Source organism: Sphingopyxis sp. OAS728, assembly GCF_014873485.1.
GTDB lineage: Bacteria > Pseudomonadota > Alphaproteobacteria > Sphingomonadales > Sphingomonadaceae > Sphingopyxis.
This window is the reverse complement of record NZ_JADBDT010000001.1, coordinates 2,735,305-2,752,379: the sequence shown is the minus strand read 5'-3', so window position 1 is coordinate 2,752,379 and position 17,075 is coordinate 2,735,305. Positions and strand designations below refer to the sequence as shown.

Sequence of the window (17,075 nt, the reverse complement as noted above, 5' to 3'; positions counted from 1 at the left end):
TCCTTTCTTTTCCGTGAGTTGTGAAATTTCTTCGGCCGAGTGATGGCGATCACGGCCGGGTGATCGGCCGTGCGGCATAAGCAGGTCATCGGGAGCGACCCGAACGAAATTCGAACCAGATCAACGAATGTGAAAAGGAAGAGACGATGACCAAGAAGATGATCCTCACCCCGATGCTTGCCCTCACCATCGCCCTGTCGGCGACCCCTGCGATGGCGCAGTCGGCGCAGCCCGCGCAAGGCGGCATGATGGTGACCTCGAACCCGGTGCAGATCCTGATCGGCCTGCTGCTCCCCGCGGTGCAGAAGGTCCGCGAGGCCGCGGCGCGCTGAACCGCACAATATTTTCGTCTCCGGGCGCGCCGATCATGCCGGCCCGGAACACAGCCCTCCCGCCCCTGCGACCCAGGCGGGAGGGCTGACTATTTTCTGGGCGCCTTGAATGGCCGCGCTATCGCGCGTAGATTTCGGTGCGAAGGGGGAAGGGGCCATGCTTTCCATATTGCCTTTGCTTCTGGCCGCTGCGGCGCCCGAAACCGCGCCGTCCGTGACCAAGACCCCACCGGCCGCGTCGACGATGACCCCGGTGACGATCGAATATTATTATCGCATCCGCTGGGGAGGCATGGACGAGTTCCGCGCGCTTTACGCAAAGAACCATCAGCCGATCTTGGACGAGATGAAGCGGCTGGGCTTCATCACCCGCATCGAGACGACGACCCCCTTCACCCATATGGCGGGCGGAACGCGCTGGGATCTGCGCGTGACGATCACCTATCGCGGCGCCGAGGACGCCGTGGGCAATGCGACCGGCTATGACGCCGCTGCGGAGAAAGTCGGCGCGCGCTTGTTCCCCGACCTTGCAACATTCAAGGCCGAGGAGGCCAAGCGTTTTGCGCTGGTCGAGGATCATTGGGACGTGATCGTCAACAGCGAGGATTGAGAGCGCGGGCGTCCCGAAAGGCCCGGCGGTCAGTTACCGGCGCGGCGGTGGGTGACGAAGGCGAGCAACAGCACCACGGTGACCACGCCGACGATCATCCCCGCGGTCGTCGTCACCATCGTGATCGAGCCCGCGGGATCGTTCGAGTTCCACGCACCGCTTTGTGTCCGGTCGATCATCCACCAGGCGCCGGCGATGACGACAAGGTCGAGCAGGACGAGCCCGAGCAGGGCACGCGTCGATTTTTTCATGGATCAATTCCTCCCCCGAAATCCCGTCAGCGTTCTTCGCTGTCAGGTCATTGGCGGACATGTTAGCTTCGGGCTTCGCGAAATTCTACAGGAGTCGGGACCATGGCAGCGCTTCCAACGATCATCCTCGTGCACGGCTTCTGGGGCGGCGCGGCGCATTGGGCGAAGGCGATCGTCGAGCTTGACCGGTTGGGGCATAAAGGCATACGCGCGGTCGAGCTGCCGCTGACGTCGCTTGCCGGCGACGCCGCGCGGACGCGTCAGATCGCGGCGCAGGTCGACGGGCCCGTGCTGCTCGTCGGGCACAGCTATGGCGGCGCGGTGATTACCGAGGCGGGAACGGCGCCGAATGTGGCGGGGCTCGTCTATATCGCGGCCTTCGCGCCCGACGCGGGCGAGAGCCTCGGCGCGCTGACGCAGCAGCATCCGCCCGCGGGCGCCGCAAATCTTGCGCCCGACGGCGATGGCTATCTCTGGATCAAGCCCGACAAGTTCCACGAAAGCTTCTGTCAGGATGTCAGCGCCGACGAGGCGCTGGTGATGGCGGTGACGCAAAAGGCGCCGCTTGCGTCGACCTTTGGCGAGGCGGTGAGCGATCCGGCGTGGCGGGTGAAGCCGAGCTGGTACCAGATTTCGAGCGAAGACCGGATGATCGCCCCGGCGAACCAGACGATGATGTCGGGGCGGCTCGGTGCGCGAAAGGTCATCACGCTCGACGCCGGCCACGCGTCGCTCGCATCGCGGCCAGCTGAAGTCGCGGCGCTGATCGACGAGGCGGCGCGCAGCCTCTAGTTGACCCGCGGCGCGGGCGAAGGCAGCATTGCGCGATGGCGCGCCAATATACGACCTTCGCCGAATTCTGGCCCTTTTACCTGCGCGAGCACAGCAAGGCGTCGACGCGCGCGCTCCATTATATCGGGACGAGCCTCGTCGTACTGATCGCGGTTGCCGCGGTCGTGGCGGGGCGCTGGGGGTGGCTGATCGCCTTGCCGGTGGCGGGCTATTTCTTCGCATGGGTCGCGCATTTCGGAGTCGAGAAGAACCGGCCGGCGACCTTTACCTATCCGCTGTGGAGCCTTGGCGCCGATTTCAAAATGTGGGCGATGTGGCTGACGGGGCGGTTGGGCCCCGAACTCGACCGGGCGGGCGTCGTGCGGGAAAATCGATCAGACTGACCTAAAGGTATATCTGGCGCTTGTTGCGAACCGTTCTTAACTTGTGCGGGTTCGCAGTTGCCGGAGACGGGTCATGCCCCTCGATCTGATAAAGACCTTCACCTATCTTTCGATCCACCTGACCATCGGGTTCAGCGTCGCTTATGTGATGACCGGATCGGTCGCGCTCGCGGGCGGGATCGCGATCATCGAGCCCTGTATCAATGCTGTCGCATTCTTCTTTCATGAAAAGGCATGGAAGCGGGTTGGCATGCGGCGCGGGCTCGCCTGATCGAAGGATGACCTGATCGAAGGAAGGGTGCGGTTATACCTTTGTCGGTATGCCCCCGCCGGCCCCTTGATGTAGAAACAGGCACGAGACTCACCCCCAAGAGGAGATACGACCATGACCGTCAATCGCGCATCCGCCCGCTACGAAGGCTTTGGCAAGGAAGGCAAGGGGTCGATCACGACCAAGTCGGGCGTCCTCAATGCACAGCCCTATGGTTTCGGGACGCGCTTCGAAGGGCAGCCGGGAACGAACCCCGAGGAGCTGATCGCCGCGGCGCATGCCGCCTGTTTCACGATGGCGCTGTCGTTCGGACTCGCGCGCGCGGGCTATAATGGCGACACGCTCGAGACGAGCGCCGCGGTGACGCTCGACCAGGTCGATGGCGGTTTTCAGATCAGCAAGTCGGCGCTGACGCTGACGGGCAAGGTGCCGGGGATTAGCGCCGACGAGTTCGCTGCGATCGCCGCGGAAGCCGAGAAGAATTGCCCTGTGTCGAAGCTGCTCAACTGCGAGATCACGCTTGAGCACAGCCTCGAAGGCTAGGCGGCGCGGCGCAGTGGCGTGGGCAGCTCGTCTTCCATGAAGGCGAAGGCGCCCTGCGCGGGCGGCTCGAGCGTCCAGCGCTGCAATACGCGGTGGCGTCGGTGGCCGATATGGCTTTCGATCAGCACCAGCTCTCGCGGGGTCCCGTTCCACGCTACCGGAACCGGGTCGAACCCTTCGTTCCGGCCATAGCCGAGCGTGATGTGCGGGCGGAGGCCCGACTTGCGATGCATCGGCTCGATGCCCTGCGCCGCAAGACGCGCGACGACGCCCTCATAGAGATGGCGAATGCCGCCGATGCTTCCGACAGTAGTGAGTTCGGCTCCCACCTCCCGGCTCATGATGCGTCCAAGGGGAATGTGACTAGCGGCGGGGAGACCCGATGCGAACGCTGCCGCGACGCGCTGGCGCAGGAACGGGTGCTGCGCCAGCGTTTCTGCGATTGTGCAGAGCGTGAGGTGATAATTCTGCGGCTTGAGCCCCGCGAACAGATCGCCCGAAACGGGGGGCAATTGCCGCGCGAGCCAGCCCGCGCGGTCGGCGGCCACCTGAAAGCCCAGAAAATAGCGGAACATCGGGTCCATCATCCATTCCTCCGAATCGGATCAATGTTCCTATTATGTTCTCATTTGCCGAGAGAGTCGAATCACGATGTTCAAGGCGCCTTGCACGGCGCAATCGCGACGCGGTGCGCGGGATCGCCGTCGAGCGTTGCGACCTGCGGCTTTTGCGCCGCGGTTTGCCATGCAAGCCTCGGCCACCAGCGCGTCGGCGGCGGCGCGGTCGCCGGATCGATGCTTTCGCCCGGCCGCGGCATCGCGAGGCGGACCCCGACGCAGCGCGCGGCGGCGAGGATGCGCTCGGGCGGTCCGGTCCATGCGTGCGGCGCGAGGTTGAACAGCGCCCAATGGATCGGGATCAGCGTCTTGCCGCCGACGAGCCGGTGCGCCTCGACCGCGAGTTCGGGGCCGAGATGATTGTCGGGCCAGGCGGGATTATATTGGCCGGTGTCGAGCAGGGTCGCGTCGAAGGGGCCGAGGCGCTTGCCGATCTCGGCAAATTCGGGGGCGAAGCCGGTGTCGCCCGAATACCATACGCGGTGCTTCGGCCCGATCAGCGCATAGCCCGCCCAGAAAGTCTGGTTGCTCTGGCTGCCGAGGCGGCCAGAGGCGTGGCGTGCGGGAGTCGCGACGATGGCGACGTCGCCGATCCGCTTCTCGCCCCACCAGTCGAGTTCGACGACATTCTTTTCGTCGACGCCCCAATAGGCAAGGTGCGAGCCGATACCGAGCGGGACGATGAAGGCCGTGCCGCGGCTGTCGAGCGCGCGGATCGTGCTCTGGTCGAGATGGTCATAATGGTCGTGCGAGATCACCACGGCGTCGATCGGCGGCAGGTCGGCAATCGCGATCGGCGGCGCGTACCAGCGCGCGGGGCCGAGCCAGCCGACCGGTGAGGCGCGCTCGCCCCACATCGGGTCGACGAGGATGCGCTTGCCGTCGATCTCGACGAGGGTCGAGCTATGACCGAACCAGGTAATGCGTAGCCCGCTGGGGGGGAGGCGCGCGAGGGTGGCGGGGTCGGTGCGCGAGGCCGGAACCGGTGCGCCGGGCTCGGGCTCGGTGACCGCCGATGCGGTGAGCAGCCCGCGATAGGCCGCCTGCCGGTCGATCCAGCCGCCGCGACCGTTAGAAAAGGCGCCGTCCTTCCAATGCGGCGAGCGTTCGAGTTTTTCGAGCCGCGGGCCCGACGGCGCCCGCCCGAAGGCGTTCCACCCGTTCACAGCGAGGACCAGCGCGAAAAGCAGGAGCAGAAACAGCAGCAGCCCGACCACGCGGACCGTCCAGCGGACCACGCGGCGCGTACGTGTCAAGGTTTTGGCGCGTCTTCCAGCGCCATCCGCGTCACATGGATATAGGTCGCCTGCCAGCTGTCGCCTTGGCGCCTGAAAATATCGGTGAAGCGGATGCGGACGCGGAAGGGCGTGCCCGCCGAGCGGCCCGACAGGATCGTCTCGGCGCTGGCGAGGCCCACATCCTTGCCGAGCGGGAGGATGACGCGATCGGTCAGCGTGACCGGGTCGTAATCATCGTCGGCGCCGGTCCAGCCGTCGATGAAAAACGCTTTGCCGTACCGTTTGCCGCTGCCGTCGATGAAGACAAGATCGTCGGCGACCATGCGGTCGAGAGCGGCACGGTCCTGCGCGATCTGCGCGGCGTCGAATGCGTCGGCGAAGGCGCGGAGGTTCGCCACCTCGTCCGCCGGCGCATCGGCAGCAAGGGCGGGAGCTGCCATGCCGAAAGCCAGCGCCGCCGCTATCATTTCGCGCATGACGTCCCTCCCGTCGCTATACCGCCCCTTCACTGCGCCGGGCGGCAGTCCTTCAGCCAGATCACATGCTTATATTCATCGAAATCCTCGACGGTGCCAGTCAGTTTGATGCCCTTGTCGGGTTTGAGCTGGAGCGAATAGGCGGCCTGTCCGGGCGCCATATAACAGACGATATCGGTCTTGAACGGCGCCTGGTTCGGCAGGCGGATTGCCTGTTCCCAAGGTTCGGGGATCTTGTAGCCGACGCGGAAATCCTTGCCGTCCTTGGTGACATAGGCGACCGAACCGTCGATCGTGAACTGTTTGCCCTTGTAGCGAGTGAGAATGCCCGCCGAATTGCGTTCGGTGTCCTTCGACACCTGCTGCGAGAAGCCGAGGGCGCTGATCTTCACCGGCGCGGCGGCGACGGTCGTCGCGGTCGCGCCCTTCTTGGCAGCGGCAGCGCCCGCCTTGCCGCCCTTGATCTGGTTCAGGATGCCGCACATTTCGGCCTTCGCCGCATCGCTGCCGACCGACTGGCCCGCGCGCAGCTTGGCTTCCATAACGACAGTACCGATTCCGCCGGTTTGCGTCGCAGTGATCTGGATCGGAAAGGCGCGCACGGTGCCGGTCATCGGCTGTTCGATCAGCATCGATCCATATTCGGCCTCGTCGGCCATGATGTCATAGCCCTTCGCCGCGACGATCCCGCGCATCTGGCCGATGGCGACCGCAGGGGGCAGGTCGGCGACGGTCACCGCGGCGGTGAAGCGCAGCGCGGTGATCGGATTGCCCTTTTTGACGAAGGCTTCCTCGCAGGTCGCGGCATTGGCCGTGCCGGCTGTAAAGAGCAACGTGGCCGGGACGAGCGCGGCGGTGAAGCGGGAATAAGTCGTGGTGCGCATGAGGGGCTCCCTGAAATGTTTCTGTTATGCGACTTATGTTGTGCAACGCGTCTGCCGCAGTGCGGGGCCGCCCGCAATGGCTAAGTTACCAAGATGATGGCGTTTTGCGGGACAGGGAGCGGCCTCGTCAATCGGCGCTTGATCTCAACCGGGCTTGAGCTTTCATAAGGGCCGGACAGTTGATTCGCGAACGGAGCATTGTCCATGTTGCACTATCCCGCTGCCACGCCTTCGGGTCCCGCCGACTCCGACAGCGATGCGCCCGCCGCGGCCTTCCTGCCGCGCTACCTCGCGCGGATCGGCTATCGCGGACCGGTGGCGCCGACGATCGAGGTGCTCGCGGCGTTGCAGGCGGCGCATATCGCCGCGATCCCGTTCGAGGCGATCGACGCGCTGACCGGCGCAGGGGTCGATATCGGCGCAGACGCGGTCGACGCCAAGCTGATCGGCCGGCGGCGCGGGGGATATTGCTTCGAACAAAATGGCCTGTTCCTTCGCGTGCTGCAGGCGATCGGGTTCGACGCCGAGGGGCTGATCGGCCGCGTGCGCTGGATGCTGCCCGACGATGCGCCGCCGACCCCGCGCACGCACATGGTGGTTCGGGTGAAGCTCGAAGGCCGGCCGTGGCTCGTCGATGTCGGTTTCGGCGCGACGGTACCGCCTGCTCCGCTCGTGATGGACAGCGAGGAACCGCAGCCGACGCGGCACGAGACCTATCGCATCGTGCGGCACGGCGACGCGTGGCAGGTTGCGGCGCTGATCGAGGGCGAATGGCGGACGCTGTACCGTATCGACGACGCGCCGCCGCCCGCGATAGATTATGAGATCGGAAACTGGTACACGTCGGCGCATCCGGACTCGCATTTCCGCCACCAGCTGAGCGCGGCGCGCACGACCGCCGAGGCGCGCTATGGCCTGCGCGACAACCGGCTGACGACGCGGCTCGTCGACGGACGCATCGACCGGCGTTACCTGACCGCCGACGAGATCGAGCGCGCGCTGACGGAGATTTTCCTGCTGCCGGTACAGCGCCACTGGCGCGCCGCGATCGAGCGCGCGGCGACGGCGGAGATCGCGGGTTAGCTTGACTCGCCGCGGCTATCGCGTTCTTTTGCCGATGAAAGAAGGGAGCGCGATTCCATGGCCGACAAGAAGGTCGTCCTGCTGTCGGGCGGCAATCCGCAGATACCGAAAGGCTATGGCGACGCGCCGGTGCAGGCCTATATCGCGGCGATGCCGGGGCGGAAGTCGGCGGTGTGGAAGCGGCTCGACGCGCTGATCGAAAAGAGCGTTCCGGGGGTCGCGAAGGCGGTGAAGTGGAACTCGCCGCTCTATGGTCCGCCGGGGCAGGGCGACGAGCCGACGCATTGGTTCTTGAGCATCCATTGCTTCGACAAATATATCAAGGTCGCCTTCTTTCGCGGCCAATCGCTGGATCCGGTGCCGCCGGTTGCGTCGAAGAGCGGCGACACGCGCTATTTCCATATCCATGAAGACGACAAGGTCGACGAGGCGGCGTTCGCTGACTGGGTGAAGCAGGCCGCGGCGCTGCCCGGCGAAAAGATGTGAGGAGCACAGCATGGCGGCGGACCTGATCGATGCGAAGATCGCGGGGCTCGGCGACTGGCGCGGCGACACGCTGGCGAAGCTGCGCGCGCTGATCCACGCCGCCGATCCCGACGTCGAGGAGACGGTGAAGTGGCAGAAGCCGACGAACCCCGCAGGCGTGCCGGTGTGGGAACATGCCGGGATCCTCTGCACGGGCGAAACCTATAAGGACAAGGTCAAGCTGACCTTTGCCAAGGGCGCGGGGCTGGCCGACCCGAAGAAGCTGTTCAATTCGAGCCTCGACGGTAACACGCGGCGCGCGATCGACCTGTTCGAGGGCGATAGCGTCGACGAGGCCGCGTTCAAGGCGCTGGTCCGCGCGGCAGTCGAGGCCAATCTCGAAAAGCCGGCGCGTCCGAAGACGCGATGAACGGCGACGGCGCGCAATCGTCCGCCGCCGCGGCGGCGCTGCTCGATGCGATCGAGATAGATAATCGCGACCGCGACGGGTGGGCGCCGGCGATCTCGCGCGACAGCGCGGCGGCAATCCTCGACGCGCTGGTCTGGCTCTATGGCGCGCGGTCGGGGTCGGCGGCGAGCATCTATGCTGCAGATGCGCTGGGCAAGGCAGCAGAGTCGGTCTGGGCGCCGTCGGTCACACCCGACGACTAACCGCAGCCCATTCCTTCCTCGCGTGCGGCCCAGGCGATCGCGCCATCGACCATGCGCAGATGGATGGCGTCGGACCAAGCTTCGGCCTTGTGCCCGAGCGCCGAGTAAAAGATGCGGGCACGGCCTTCGCAGCGCCACCAGGCGAGTGCGTGGTCGCCCATCCGCAGCTTCGGGTCGAGCCGCATCTTCGTTTCGTCGAGGCTGAGGAGGATATGCGCGTCGGCGGCGGGCGGAGCGTCCCAGCTGTAAAATTCGTCGGTCCACGGCCAGAGCGCGGACAGGTGGCGCGTGGCGGGGTGGCTGCGGTCGGCGGCGATCAGATTGGCCGTCTGGAACTGGTCGGTGCCGCCCGGATGGCCGACGAATTTGCCATTGCCGCGTATCTTCACGACCCAGTCGGGGTGGCTGCCGTCGCCCGCGCTGTGAAGTCCGACGAAGCCGCCGCCGTTAGCGATCCACGACTGGAACGCGGCGCGCTGATCGGACGTGTAAATGTCGCCGCTCGCGCTCGCGAAGACGATGACGTCGAACTTGGCGAGTTGCCGCGGGTTGAACACTGCGGCGTTCTCGGTCGCAAAGCTGCTCCAGCCGCGCGCCTTTACGAGCGCTTCGATCGCGGGCACCGCCTCTGCAATACTGTCATGGCGATAGCCGTTGGTCTTGCTGATAATCAGCACCGCGGGACGGGTGAGCGCGGGCAGCTCGGGCGGCACGCTGTCGAACGTCGGCGTGGGGCGGCGCGGATCGGGAGCGGTCGGCGCCGCTTGCAGGGCGATCAATAGCGCGGCGAGCATCGGTTGCATCATGGTCGGGGGCGCTATTTCGCTGCGAGCTGCTTCATCAGCGCGGCAATATCCATGACGCCCCATTCCTCGGCGATACGGCCCCCTTCGAATCGGAAAAAGGTCATGCCGTCGATCGCAAAGGGCTTGCCCGCGCCGGGAAGCCCCGCTGCGGCGACGCTGTTGGTGCCGCTCGCGTGCCAGTGGACCGCGGCAAAATCCTTTTCGACGAGGGTGCGGATGACGCGGACCTTGAGGTCGGGCGCGGCGCGGCGCCATTCGGCGCCCGACGCATTGTCCATCTCCAGCGTATAGTCGCCGCCCGGCGCGCGGACGCGGAAATCGGGCGTATAGACCTCGGGCGAGATGTCGAATTTTCCCTGCCCCATTTTTTCGAGGAAGACGCGTTCGGCGGTCGCCCGCTGCGCTTCGATCGCGCTATTCGCGGCCGCGGGTTGCGCGCTCGCGGCCGGGACGAGCAGCAGCGCGGCGGCCAGGATCAGAACGGTCCTCATCTTGCAGCCTCCCTCGGCTTCATATGCCACATCGCGTTGACGATCACCCAGCGCTCGCCAAACTTGCCCATGTGGAAATAGTCGACAAACCACGGCGTTTCGACGCGGACGGCGGCGGCGTTGCCCGCGACATCGAGGATGCGGCACGACCGGTTCCACTCGGCCTTCGGCGTCTTGAGCGCGCCGCGCTTCGTCAGGTCGACGAGCTCCTCGCGGCTCATGCGCTGCAGGCCGAGCCGCTCGTCGGGGGTGTCGCCGAGTATGCGGCGCTTGGCGAGGTCGGGGTGGAGCGCGCGCTTGACGCGTTCGGGATCGCCCTCGAGCTGGCCGTCGACATAGTCGAAGCAGGTCGCCTCGATCGCGGCGAGATCGGCAGGGGAGGCGGCGGGCGGGGTTGCGGCTGCGGCGGCGAGGGTGAGCAAGGTCGTCAGCATCGGAAGCTCCCGTGTGGACAAGATGAACCGGCTTACGCGCTACATTTGTAGCGCCGATTTGGCAAGCGGCTCAGTCGATGATTGGCGCGCCCTCGGCCTGCAACCGCGCGAGATTGGCCTGCATCGCCGCGAGCACCTCGGGGTCGTGCGGGGTCCAGCTTTCGACCTCGCCGATAATGCGCAGCGGCGACCGGCTACGATAGCTGCGCGTTGGGTTGCCGGGGAATTTCTTGTCGGTGAGATTGGGGTCGTCGAACCAGTCGCCCGTCGGCTCGACGATATAGATGCGCTCGCGGCCGTCGCCCGCCGCCAGCTCGCAGCCCCAGATTGCGGACTCGAGTGCGGCCGAGAAATAGATCCACGACATCGGCGCGGCCTGATAATTGCTGCCCCAGCCGACCGCGAGCAGGTCGCCGACAGCGAGGTCGGCGCGGGTGCCGTGATAGAAGGTCGCGCCCGCGTCTGGTCCGATTGGGGAGGGCCCGGTGGGGGCGAGGCCGGTCATCAATATTCGTTCCGCTCGCTACGCAGCGCCGCCTTGCCATCCTTCCAGTTCACCTCGGCGGCGGGTTCGTCGGCCTTGCCGGGCGCGAACAGTTCATAGACGATCGTGCCGTCCTCCTGCGTGCTTTCGATGACGCGCGCGGGGGTGAAGGCGTCGGCTGCGGCGCCCGCGGCGGAGCGCACCGGCGCGGGGGCATCGGCCCAGGCGATGTCGCGCTGCATCTCGACGATGCGATATTTGCCCGCCTCCTCGATCAGGTCGAGTTCGACCGGGCTGCCGTCGGGGCGCGTCCCCTCAACGTCGAAGAAGATCTTGCCGCCACGTTCCTTGCGTTCGGTCTCGGCGATTTTCATGCCGGGGACCTTGGCGAGCACGGCGTCGCGGACGCCCTGCGGCAGGTCGGCTTCGGCGACCGCGCGGATCTCGGCGGCGGGGCCGTCGGCGAGCACCGATTTTTCGGGCGCCGCAGCCGGGGCCTCGGCCTTGCCGCACCCGGCGAGCGCCAGCATTGCGCCCATCATCAGCCAAGCCTGTCCACGCATCGTCACTCTCCCATATCGCCAAACGCCGCCAGCCTATCGGGCCCGATCGGACGAGTCGAGCCGCGCGCGGCCGGATGTTTTCATTTGACCGCGCCCCGCCGCCATGATGCTCTGGTGCCGGGTCGGTAAGGGGGGTTTATGACGGGCACGCGTCCGGGGTTCGCGGCGTGGCATCGCGGCGACCGGCTGTTTTTCCTGAGCTTCATCGCCATGTCCTGGCTCGGCGTCGCGATGGGATTTGCGCCGCAGATCGCAAAACGCTTCGGCGGCACCGCCGATTATCCCGCGACCGCGATGCTCGAGATCCATGTCTGGGCCTTTTTCGCGTGGATGACGATCCTGACCGTGCAGGCGCTGCTGATCGGCGCGCGGCGGCACGACCTGCATCGGCTGCTGGGGCTGAGCCTCGTCATCCTCGTCCCGGTGATGACGGTGTCGGCGATCGCCGCCGAGATCCACAGCCAGCGCTTCTATGCACCGCGCGACCCCGAAAATGCCCGCTTCTTCGCGCTGCCGCGACGCTGGCCTTTGCAAAGCGCAGCGACCCGGCGGCGCATAAGAGGCTGATCCTGCTCGCGACCGCGGTGATATTGTCGGCGGCGTTCGGGCGCTGGTGGGGCGAGCCGATCGGCATGACGCTGGGCGACGGCTATTGGGGCATCGTCCTTGGCAATTGGGCCGGGACGATCGCGCTGATCGCGGCTGCGGCGCTGTACGACATCGCGACGCGCGGGCGCGTGCACCCGGTGCTGGCGTGGGGAAGCGGGGCCTATGCGATCGCCTTCGCAGCGGCGGTTGCCGCCTATCACAGCGAATGGTGGCCCGCTTGGGTGCGCGGCGCGCTGGGGCTGGCGGCGGGGTAAGCGCGGCGCGCGCGATCACTCGATATCGTCGGAGGGGTCGAGCCGCACCGTCCACATGGGATGTCCGGCCTCGCTGCGCCCGATGTCGTGGCTGGGGACCATGTCGTCGCCGGTCTCGATCCACCCGCGCCCGTCGCATTTGGGGCAGGCGTGGCGGATCGAGCGGTGGCTGATAAGGTCGATCTGGGTGTTCCACTGGCCGTAGCCGCTACAGACCGGGCACGGCTTGTCGAGATCGCCGCTGCGGTGGCGCCGCGAAATGCCGTCGAGCGCGTGCGGATCGCCGGGGCCGCTGCAATGGACGATGTTCGAGGGGTGCGACATGCGGCGCTCCTTTGAAAGTTATGACCCGCGAACGGCGGCGGGGTTCCAACGCGGCGGTCGTCAGCCAGCATCCCCGCACAACCGCCAGCGGCCATGTTCGACATGGGTGGTCTTGCCGACTATGCTTTCGGTCAGGATGATCTCGTCGACCGTCCAGCCGATCGGCGGCATCCTTTGGGCGTTCAGCCGGTCGCCGCGATAGTTGATCGTGATGTGCGGTTCGGGGGTGGTGCCGTCCATGATCGGCGCCTTTTCGCGCAGCAGATGGTTGACCAGCGCCTTCTGGAACGCCCGCGCCCCGGCCAGCGGATCGCGCGTGCGCAAAGTCACCGCCTTGCGGTTCTCGATCCGGTCGAAGCGGAGCGGGAAGGGCGCCGCGGCGAAGCTGCCCAGCGCGGCGATGGTCGCGGACAGCCACTCGGGCGGCGCATAATGCAGGTCGTAGAGCGAGATGAGCGTGACATGGAGCAGCTCGGGTCCGCGCCCGGGGTCGTTGCGCGGCAGCGCGGCGATCGCCGCCTGCACCTCGGGCGGCGGCTTGGCCATGACATAGAGGGGGTTCCGGGCGCGCATGGACTGGAATGTAGCATGGTGCGCGCGCGAGCCGAATGGCGCTTAGCCCGGAACGTAAATCCAGATGTGGCGGGGGCCGCCCGAAAGCGATCGCAGGCTCTTTGCAGCTTCGGGTTGAACCGGACGCCCGTTGCAAGGATCGTCGTAAATCGACGCCATTTTTATAAGGCTGACCCGCGGCGCGCTATACAGTTCGACCACGCCGGTTACGAGGTTGCGGTTGCCCAGCCCGACGGCGCCCCATAAATCGTGCAATTCCTTGTCTTTTGTACAGCGATTTTCGGTCTTCAACATCTTGCGGATTTCTTCGACAGCGCGCGGATCGCCGCCGATCGCGGCGCCGGTCAGCAGGATTTCCGCCTTGGTCGCGTCCTTTTCGACGCCCGTGCCATCGCGATACGCCAATCCCAGCGAGTAGCGCGCCGAAACCTCGCCGGCCTCAACTTCTTTGGTCAATACAGGAATAGCCGCTGCATAGTCGCCGCTCGTGTACAAGTTCATGCCCGGCGTTCTCTTTACGCCCACCGCGCAGGCCGAAAGCGCTGCTGTCAGCAGAATAGATGCCCCGAGCTTTCCGATCGATTTCATTGAATCCTCCCCCGGTAATATTCATTCGATACTGATGCTATGGTGTGCGCTGGTTGTCCAGTGTGTTGCTTATCTGCCCAGCCGTCGAGCGGGGCACCAAGAAACATTGGGGCGCGGGGGCAGCCACTCGGGAGTGTAGCATGGTGTGGGGGCGGGGACGACGGGCGGGCCGTCGAGGCGGGCCGAAAGGTCACAGGCCGAAAGGTCACATCGGCCCGGAAGGTCACAAAGGTCACGCCACATCCCCCTCTCATGCCTCGCCTTCCGGGGGCTCCTGCCCTTCCGCCCCGTCATCCCCCTTTTCATCTTCGCCCGAATCGACGGTCAGCGTGGTGCCGGCGGCGGCGCGGCGGGCTTCCTCCAGACCGATCTGGCGATGGAATTCGGCGTCGGTCAGCCCGTCGGTCGCGATGCCGAGCGCTTTCAGCCGCTTCATCACCGCGATGCTGGCGATCAGCCGCGCGTCGGTTTCCTCCTGCGTCGCATAGCGGGGCGCCGACGCCGCGGCGTCGGCCAGCGCCGCCTCTTCGTCGGTCAACCATAGGGTGCCGTCCTCCTCGCGCGCACGATCGACGATGGTGCCGCTGGTCCGATCCCAGGCATCCTCGGCGACATGGCCGGTCCAGCGGCCGAGCGCGATCGCCCGGGCATCGGGGCGGCGGCGCGGTTCGCGGCGGTCGCGCCACGCGCCATAGGTGTCGGGGTCGCGATAGCGCAGCAGGAACATCGTCAGCCGCTCGTCATAATAGCGCCGCTCGCCGACCTGTTCGCCCTGGAACCACACCGGGCGCGTGACGCCGTGCAGCGCGCGCGAAAAGGCGGCGTCGGACAGGCGGCGGATCGCATAGTCGATCGCGGCATCCCACGCGGCGCGAAAGCTGTACGCGTCGACGCGGCGGCGCAGGCGATAGGCGGTCGACGGCGACAGGCCGACGCGCTCGCATGCCTCGGTTACGCAGCCGCATTCGCCGAGCGCATCGATGAATTCGACCTGCTTTTCGGGCGTCCAGCCATCATGGCGTTCGCGTGGGCTTGCGGGGACGAATTCCGGCGCGGCGGCGAGGGAGCGGGTGTCGTCGGGCGGCGGCCGGCGCGCCTTGGTGATGCGAACGGCGCCGGGCGCCTTTTTCGCGCGCCGTGCGCGGGCGCGAACGGCGGCGAGGTCGGTGATCTTGTCGTGCTTCATCCAACAGGATGAACCAGACGGGGATTTATTAGGAAAGGGGTTTTTGGGGTGCGGTGTGCGAAATAGGATTTGCGGGGCTATTCGGCGCCGCCGGAGAGGTGGGGCGCCTCGTAGGTCTGCAATTTTGGGGTTTGGTGAACTGTCACCGCAATCGCATCCCGCCGGATCAAATTTTCCGCAGGCGTTCTCTGACGACCTCGCCGTAAACCAGCGTTAGCCAATGGAGTCCTCCATAAACCATCATGCGACAAAGCTCCTCGGCGCCGCCGATCTTGTCTATGTTGAAGTTTGCTTGACCGGAGTTGCTATTATGAAACAGTCTATTCCGAACATTGACAATTAAACTCGGAACTTGCGAAAAATCTATAGAAAAATATCCCTCATCCTCATTTATATCCGCATTTTCTTTAAATGTATCGGGGCAGCATCTGTTTATCTCTTTAACAAGAACTTTAAATTCGTTCACATTTTCAATTTCTGTGTAGAACGAAACTTTGTATTCGGTGAGATAGTCTCTGTTCTTGGAAAGTAGTTTTGCAAATTTTGAAGCAAAAGCTAGTTCTCCAGAATCTGATCTAAATAGGGAATCCAGCGCCTCTTTTGCCTTATGAAAATCGGCGATGGAGGATATATATTGAAGCGGAAATGCAATCGCGACTTTCTCCATGCTTCTATATAGGTACACGAAGGACTCTACGTAGCTCTCCTCTAAGAGAGCTACAATGCAATGACATATTTCTTGGCGAAGATTTTTATAAAATTCGACGTTGTCTCTCTTGAGTCTAGAAAACTCCTTTAAGAAATCTGCCTTGCTAACGGATTCTTCTGTAATTCTAGCAATAAATCCGTTTGAACCAATGATCCCGTTAGTGTGAGTCTCAAAAACGAAATCATACCTGCATTTATATATATGTCCTGAAGAAACCCGCTTGATATCGGCGCGGCCCATAAGGATCTTGTATATATCGGATATATGAGGAAGTTTTGCACCGCTCCTTAGCTCCTCTGGCAATGCCTGAGAGCTTCTCGGTGTATCCAAAACCTGAAAGGTTTTCATTTCAGTCAGCGACGGTTAGATCGAAAAAGCTCTCCGTTATGTCGTCGACATTCGCATCTACATAATTCTCCAACTCTTTAAAGTAATGTTCAGACAATTCTCGCCTGTATCGTCCAACATTTACCTTGGAGGGATTGATTGACGAAAACGCGGATTCAAACTTTTGAATTTCACGCGCGAAATCTTCAGCATCAAGATCGTTAACGACGTCAAAGGATAATTTTGATCCGACAGTAAACCCAATCAAATTATTTTGAATTTACAGCCATTTTTTTGCAGACTTATCAATCGAGAATTTGTCTACGAGTGATAGTATATCCGAGAACTCAGATTTTGAACTCGACAGATCATTGCTCATGACGCGGCCGACCAAAATCTCATTCATTTTCTCATCAATGATTTTGTTATTATCATTGTTAACGTTGTTCGTAAGAAAGGCGGTATAGGCGGCTGATATGTCGGCTAGCTTAAATGACCCGTGAACAAGAGATTCTTCCGTCTCCTTTTCTGTCTGAATAACGATATTTTCGAAGCTGGTAAAATCAAGCAAGTTTTTAGTCAGAATTTCTATCTGATGACGAGGCGTCATGGGCTTCTGCCCATTATTCAATGTTATCATTCGATAAAGTAGGAAGTCATATTTTTCAGTAATAATGATATTGACGTATAAATTTCTACTTCCATCAAAGCCCGCATCTTTTGATGATGATAGCAAGGTATTTAACCTCTGAAGTCCGTCCAGAATATATCCTTTAGAAACGTTATCGTTGACAAAATTATTTATATCTTTGATCGAGCCGTTATTTGAATTGGATTTGGATACAAATGCAAGGGTAATCGGCGGCATTATGCAACCTTTTACTATATCCTCTCTCAATCTGGCGTAGAATTTAGCGTTCTGCTTTTTCCTTTGCTCATCAAATCTGTCGATAAGAGGAATGAACTCTTTCAAGGCAAAATTATAGGTCGTGCATCCCACGGCGTAGGCGCTCTTAATAACGTCGTCGTGGTCGACACTGTGCACTTTTATGGTCATGACTATTCCTCGCCTTTCGAGCGAAGCTATGGAATCTGGCGCTGAACGTCAAT

Annotated in this window: 28 protein-coding genes; 12 read left to right on the top strand and 16 right to left on the bottom strand. The window is 63.2% G+C overall.

Translation table 11 applies throughout. The features are described 5' to 3' along the window. Positions 1–146 precede the first annotated feature (146 nt). The gene (locus GGC65_RS12955; protein ID WP_192647547.1) at positions 147–332 is read left to right on the top strand and encodes a hypothetical protein; all 186 of its coding nucleotides are present in this window, start codon (positions 147–149) and stop codon (positions 330–332) included. A gap of 169 nt (positions 333–501) precedes the next feature. Next, entirely contained in the window at positions 502–942 is a 441-nt protein-coding gene (locus tag GGC65_RS12950; RefSeq protein ID WP_192647546.1) for a hypothetical protein, read from the top strand. Positions 943–971: 29 nt separating this feature from the next. Here GGC65_RS12950 and GGC65_RS12945 read toward each other — a convergent pair whose 3' ends face one another. Continuing rightward, on the bottom strand, positions 972–1,193 hold the full coding sequence (locus GGC65_RS12945) for a hypothetical protein (protein WP_192647545.1): 222 nt from the start codon (positions 1,191–1,193) through the stop codon (positions 972–974). A gap of 102 nt (positions 1,194–1,295) precedes the next feature. Between GGC65_RS12945 and GGC65_RS12940 the strand changes: the two genes are divergently transcribed. The 4 genes from GGC65_RS12940 (at position 1,296) to GGC65_RS12925 (ending at position 3,182) form a co-directional block, all read left to right on the top strand. Continuing rightward, on the top strand, positions 1,296–1,985 hold the full coding sequence (locus GGC65_RS12940; protein WP_192647544.1) for an alpha/beta hydrolase: 690 nt from the start codon (positions 1,296–1,298) through the stop codon (positions 1,983–1,985). 35 nt (positions 1,986–2,020) lie between these two features. Beyond that, complete coding sequence (locus GGC65_RS12935) at positions 2,021–2,368, top strand: DUF962 domain-containing protein (protein WP_192647543.1); 348 nt, start codon at positions 2,021–2,023, stop codon at positions 2,366–2,368. A 73-nt stretch (positions 2,369–2,441) separates the two neighbouring features. Next, positions 2,442–2,639, top strand: a complete 198-nt coding sequence (locus GGC65_RS12930; protein WP_192647542.1) for a DUF2061 domain-containing protein — start codon at positions 2,442–2,444, stop codon at positions 2,637–2,639. Between the two features lie 114 nt (positions 2,640–2,753). Beyond that, positions 2,754–3,182, top strand: coding sequence for an OsmC family protein (locus GGC65_RS12925; protein WP_192647541.1), 429 nt, complete (start codon positions 2,754–2,756; stop codon positions 3,180–3,182). Here GGC65_RS12925 and GGC65_RS12920 read toward each other — a convergent pair. The 4 genes from GGC65_RS12920 to GGC65_RS12905 form a co-directional block, all read right to left on the bottom strand. After that, on the bottom strand, positions 3,179–3,769 hold the full coding sequence (locus GGC65_RS12920; RefSeq protein WP_225940806.1) for a hypothetical protein: 591 nt from the start codon (positions 3,767–3,769) through the stop codon (positions 3,179–3,181). The genes GGC65_RS12925 and GGC65_RS12920 overlap by 4 nt on opposite strands. Before the next feature lie 68 nt (positions 3,770–3,837). Beyond that, complete coding sequence (locus tag GGC65_RS12915) at positions 3,838–5,055, bottom strand: MBL fold metallo-hydrolase (RefSeq protein WP_192647539.1); 1,218 nt, start codon at positions 5,053–5,055, stop codon at positions 3,838–3,840. Further along, a complete protein-coding gene (locus GGC65_RS12910) occupies positions 5,052–5,513 on the bottom strand; it encodes a nuclear transport factor 2 family protein (protein WP_192647538.1) in 462 nt (153 codons plus the stop codon). Before GGC65_RS12910 ends, GGC65_RS12915 begins: the two co-directional genes overlap by 4 nt. A gap of 29 nt (positions 5,514–5,542) precedes the next feature. Further along, positions 5,543–6,397, bottom strand: coding sequence for a hypothetical protein (locus GGC65_RS12905; RefSeq protein WP_225940805.1), 855 nt, complete (start codon positions 6,395–6,397; stop codon positions 5,543–5,545). Between the two features lie 204 nt (positions 6,398–6,601). Here GGC65_RS12905 and GGC65_RS12900 point away from each other — a divergent pair, with 204 nt between their 5' ends. The 4 genes from GGC65_RS12900 to GGC65_RS12885 are packed head-to-tail and all read left to right on the top strand — an operon-like array spanning position 6,602 to position 8,617. Beyond that, complete coding sequence (locus tag GGC65_RS12900) at positions 6,602–7,480, top strand: arylamine N-acetyltransferase family protein (RefSeq protein ID WP_192647537.1); 879 nt, start codon at positions 6,602–6,604, stop codon at positions 7,478–7,480. A 57-nt stretch (positions 7,481–7,537) separates the two neighbouring features. Beyond that, a complete protein-coding gene (locus GGC65_RS12895) occupies positions 7,538–7,966 on the top strand; it encodes a DUF1801 domain-containing protein (RefSeq protein WP_192647536.1) in 429 nt (142 codons plus the stop codon). A gap of 10 nt (positions 7,967–7,976) precedes the next feature. Beyond that, the gene (locus tag GGC65_RS12890) at positions 7,977–8,375 is read left to right on the top strand and encodes a DUF1801 domain-containing protein (protein ID WP_192647535.1); all 399 of its coding nucleotides are present in this window, start codon (positions 7,977–7,979) and stop codon (positions 8,373–8,375) included. Further along, positions 8,372–8,617, top strand: coding sequence for a hypothetical protein (locus tag GGC65_RS12885; protein WP_192647534.1), 246 nt, complete (start codon positions 8,372–8,374; stop codon positions 8,615–8,617). Before GGC65_RS12890 ends, GGC65_RS12885 begins: the two co-directional genes overlap by 4 nt. On the opposite strand, the gene GGC65_RS12880 is transcribed toward GGC65_RS12885, so the two are convergent. From GGC65_RS12880 to GGC65_RS12860, 5 genes are all read right to left on the bottom strand, one after another. Beyond that, entirely contained in the window at positions 8,614–9,423 is an 810-nt protein-coding gene (locus tag GGC65_RS12880; protein ID WP_192647533.1) for a ThuA domain-containing protein, read from the bottom strand. The two genes, GGC65_RS12885 and GGC65_RS12880, sit on opposite strands and share 4 nt — an antisense overlap. 11 nt (positions 9,424–9,434) lie before the next feature. Then, positions 9,435–9,914, bottom strand: coding sequence for an ester cyclase (locus GGC65_RS12875; RefSeq protein WP_192647532.1), 480 nt, complete (start codon positions 9,912–9,914; stop codon positions 9,435–9,437). Then, positions 9,911–10,348 (bottom strand): nuclear transport factor 2 family protein, encoded by a 438-nt coding sequence (locus GGC65_RS12870; RefSeq protein WP_192647531.1) that lies wholly within the window; start codon positions 10,346–10,348, stop codon positions 9,911–9,913. Before GGC65_RS12870 ends, GGC65_RS12875 begins: the two co-directional genes overlap by 4 nt. Positions 10,349–10,418: 70 nt before the next feature. Next, positions 10,419–10,853, bottom strand: a complete 435-nt coding sequence (arr, locus tag GGC65_RS12865; RefSeq protein ID WP_192647530.1) for an NAD(+)--rifampin ADP-ribosyltransferase — start codon at positions 10,851–10,853, stop codon at positions 10,419–10,421. Further along, positions 10,853–11,395 (bottom strand): hypothetical protein, encoded by a 543-nt coding sequence (locus GGC65_RS12860; RefSeq protein WP_225940804.1) that lies wholly within the window; start codon positions 11,393–11,395, stop codon positions 10,853–10,855. The genes arr and GGC65_RS12860 overlap by 1 nt, the downstream gene beginning before the upstream one ends. 138 nt (positions 11,396–11,533) lie before the next feature. On the opposite strand from GGC65_RS12860, the gene GGC65_RS12855 reads away from it, so the two are divergent. Together GGC65_RS12855 and GGC65_RS12850 are read left to right on the top strand one after the other, a co-directional pair. Continuing rightward, complete coding sequence (locus tag GGC65_RS12855; protein ID WP_192647529.1) at positions 11,534–11,962, top strand: hypothetical protein; 429 nt, start codon at positions 11,534–11,536, stop codon at positions 11,960–11,962. Between the two features lie 17 nt (positions 11,963–11,979). Beyond that, on the top strand, positions 11,980–12,258 hold the full coding sequence (locus tag GGC65_RS12850; protein ID WP_192647528.1) for a hypothetical protein: 279 nt from the start codon (positions 11,980–11,982) through the stop codon (positions 12,256–12,258). Positions 12,259–12,273: 15 nt separating this feature from the next. Here GGC65_RS12850 and GGC65_RS12845 read toward each other — a convergent pair whose 3' ends face one another. The 6 genes from GGC65_RS12845 to GGC65_RS12820 form a co-directional block, all read right to left on the bottom strand. Further along, positions 12,274–12,582: a hypothetical protein gene (locus GGC65_RS12845; protein WP_192647527.1), complete on the bottom strand. Its 309-nt coding sequence runs from the start codon at positions 12,580–12,582 to the stop codon at positions 12,274–12,276. A gap of 60 nt (positions 12,583–12,642) precedes the next feature. After that, positions 12,643–13,155: a 2'-5' RNA ligase family protein gene (locus tag GGC65_RS12840; protein WP_192647526.1), complete on the bottom strand. Its 513-nt coding sequence runs from the start codon at positions 13,153–13,155 to the stop codon at positions 12,643–12,645. A gap of 42 nt (positions 13,156–13,197) precedes the next feature. Further along, on the bottom strand, positions 13,198–13,743 hold the full coding sequence (locus tag GGC65_RS12835; RefSeq protein ID WP_192647525.1) for a sel1 repeat family protein: 546 nt from the start codon (positions 13,741–13,743) through the stop codon (positions 13,198–13,200). Between the two features lie 250 nt (positions 13,744–13,993). Further along, positions 13,994–14,929: a hypothetical protein gene (locus tag GGC65_RS12830; RefSeq protein WP_192647524.1), complete on the bottom strand. Its 936-nt coding sequence runs from the start codon at positions 14,927–14,929 to the stop codon at positions 13,994–13,996. Positions 14,930–15,095: 166 nt separating this feature from the next. Further along, positions 15,096–15,986 (bottom strand): hypothetical protein, encoded by an 891-nt coding sequence (locus tag GGC65_RS12825; protein WP_192647523.1) that lies wholly within the window; start codon positions 15,984–15,986, stop codon positions 15,096–15,098. Positions 15,987–16,245: 259 nt separating this feature from the next. Further along, positions 16,246–17,022, bottom strand: a complete 777-nt coding sequence (locus GGC65_RS12820; RefSeq protein WP_192647522.1) for a hypothetical protein — start codon at positions 17,020–17,022, stop codon at positions 16,246–16,248. Positions 17,023–17,075: the final 53 nt, after the last annotated feature.

Bases quoted from the DNA above. Each gene is read 5' to 3' on its own strand.
- GGC65_RS12955 (WP_192647547.1), top strand. From the start codon at position 147: ATGACCAAGAAGATGATCCTCACCCCGATGCTTGCCCTCACCATCGCC.
- GGC65_RS12945 (WP_192647545.1), bottom strand. From the start codon at position 1,193: ATGAAAAAATCGACGCGTGCCCTGCTCGGGCTCGTCCTGCTCGACCTT.
- GGC65_RS12940 (WP_192647544.1), top strand. From the start codon at position 1,296: ATGGCAGCGCTTCCAACGATCATCCTCGTGCACGGCTTCTGGGGCGGC.
- GGC65_RS12935 (WP_192647543.1), top strand. From the start codon at position 2,021: ATGGCGCGCCAATATACGACCTTCGCCGAATTCTGGCCCTTTTACCTG.
- GGC65_RS12930 (WP_192647542.1), top strand. From the start codon at position 2,442: ATGCCCCTCGATCTGATAAAGACCTTCACCTATCTTTCGATCCACCTG.
- GGC65_RS12925 (WP_192647541.1), top strand. From the start codon at position 2,754: ATGACCGTCAATCGCGCATCCGCCCGCTACGAAGGCTTTGGCAAGGAA.
- GGC65_RS12920 (WP_225940806.1), bottom strand. From the start codon at position 3,769: ATGATGGACCCGATGTTCCGCTATTTTCTGGGCTTTCAGGTGGCCGCC.
- GGC65_RS12910 (WP_192647538.1), bottom strand. From the start codon at position 5,513: ATGCGCGAAATGATAGCGGCGGCGCTGGCTTTCGGCATGGCAGCTCCC.
- GGC65_RS12905 (WP_225940805.1), bottom strand. From the start codon at position 6,397: ATGCGCACCACGACTTATTCCCGCTTCACCGCCGCGCTCGTCCCGGCC.
- GGC65_RS12900 (WP_192647537.1), top strand. From the start codon at position 6,602: ATGTTGCACTATCCCGCTGCCACGCCTTCGGGTCCCGCCGACTCCGAC.
- GGC65_RS12895 (WP_192647536.1), top strand. From the start codon at position 7,538: ATGGCCGACAAGAAGGTCGTCCTGCTGTCGGGCGGCAATCCGCAGATA.
- GGC65_RS12890 (WP_192647535.1), top strand. From the start codon at position 7,977: ATGGCGGCGGACCTGATCGATGCGAAGATCGCGGGGCTCGGCGACTGG.
- GGC65_RS12885 (WP_192647534.1), top strand. From the start codon at position 8,372: ATGAACGGCGACGGCGCGCAATCGTCCGCCGCCGCGGCGGCGCTGCTC.
- GGC65_RS12880 (WP_192647533.1), bottom strand. From the start codon at position 9,423: ATGATGCAACCGATGCTCGCCGCGCTATTGATCGCCCTGCAAGCGGCG.
- GGC65_RS12875 (WP_192647532.1), bottom strand. From the start codon at position 9,914: ATGAGGACCGTTCTGATCCTGGCCGCCGCGCTGCTGCTCGTCCCGGCC.
- GGC65_RS12870 (WP_192647531.1), bottom strand. From the start codon at position 10,348: ATGCTGACGACCTTGCTCACCCTCGCCGCCGCAGCCGCAACCCCGCCC.
- arr (WP_192647530.1), bottom strand. From the start codon at position 10,853: ATGACCGGCCTCGCCCCCACCGGGCCCTCCCCAATCGGACCAGACGCG.
- GGC65_RS12860 (WP_225940804.1), bottom strand. From the start codon at position 11,395: ATGCGTGGACAGGCTTGGCTGATGATGGGCGCAATGCTGGCGCTCGCC.
- GGC65_RS12855 (WP_192647529.1), top strand. From the start codon at position 11,534: ATGACGGGCACGCGTCCGGGGTTCGCGGCGTGGCATCGCGGCGACCGG.
- GGC65_RS12845 (WP_192647527.1), bottom strand. From the start codon at position 12,582: ATGTCGCACCCCTCGAACATCGTCCATTGCAGCGGCCCCGGCGATCCG.
- GGC65_RS12840 (WP_192647526.1), bottom strand. From the start codon at position 13,155: ATGCGCGCCCGGAACCCCCTCTATGTCATGGCCAAGCCGCCGCCCGAG.
- GGC65_RS12835 (WP_192647525.1), bottom strand. From the start codon at position 13,743: ATGAAATCGATCGGAAAGCTCGGGGCATCTATTCTGCTGACAGCAGCG.
- GGC65_RS12830 (WP_192647524.1), bottom strand. From the start codon at position 14,929: ATGAAGCACGACAAGATCACCGACCTCGCCGCCGTTCGCGCCCGCGCA.
- GGC65_RS12825 (WP_192647523.1), bottom strand. From the start codon at position 15,986: ATGAAAACCTTTCAGGTTTTGGATACACCGAGAAGCTCTCAGGCATTG.
- GGC65_RS12820 (WP_192647522.1), bottom strand. From the start codon at position 17,022: ATGACCATAAAAGTGCACAGTGTCGACCACGACGACGTTATTAAGAGC.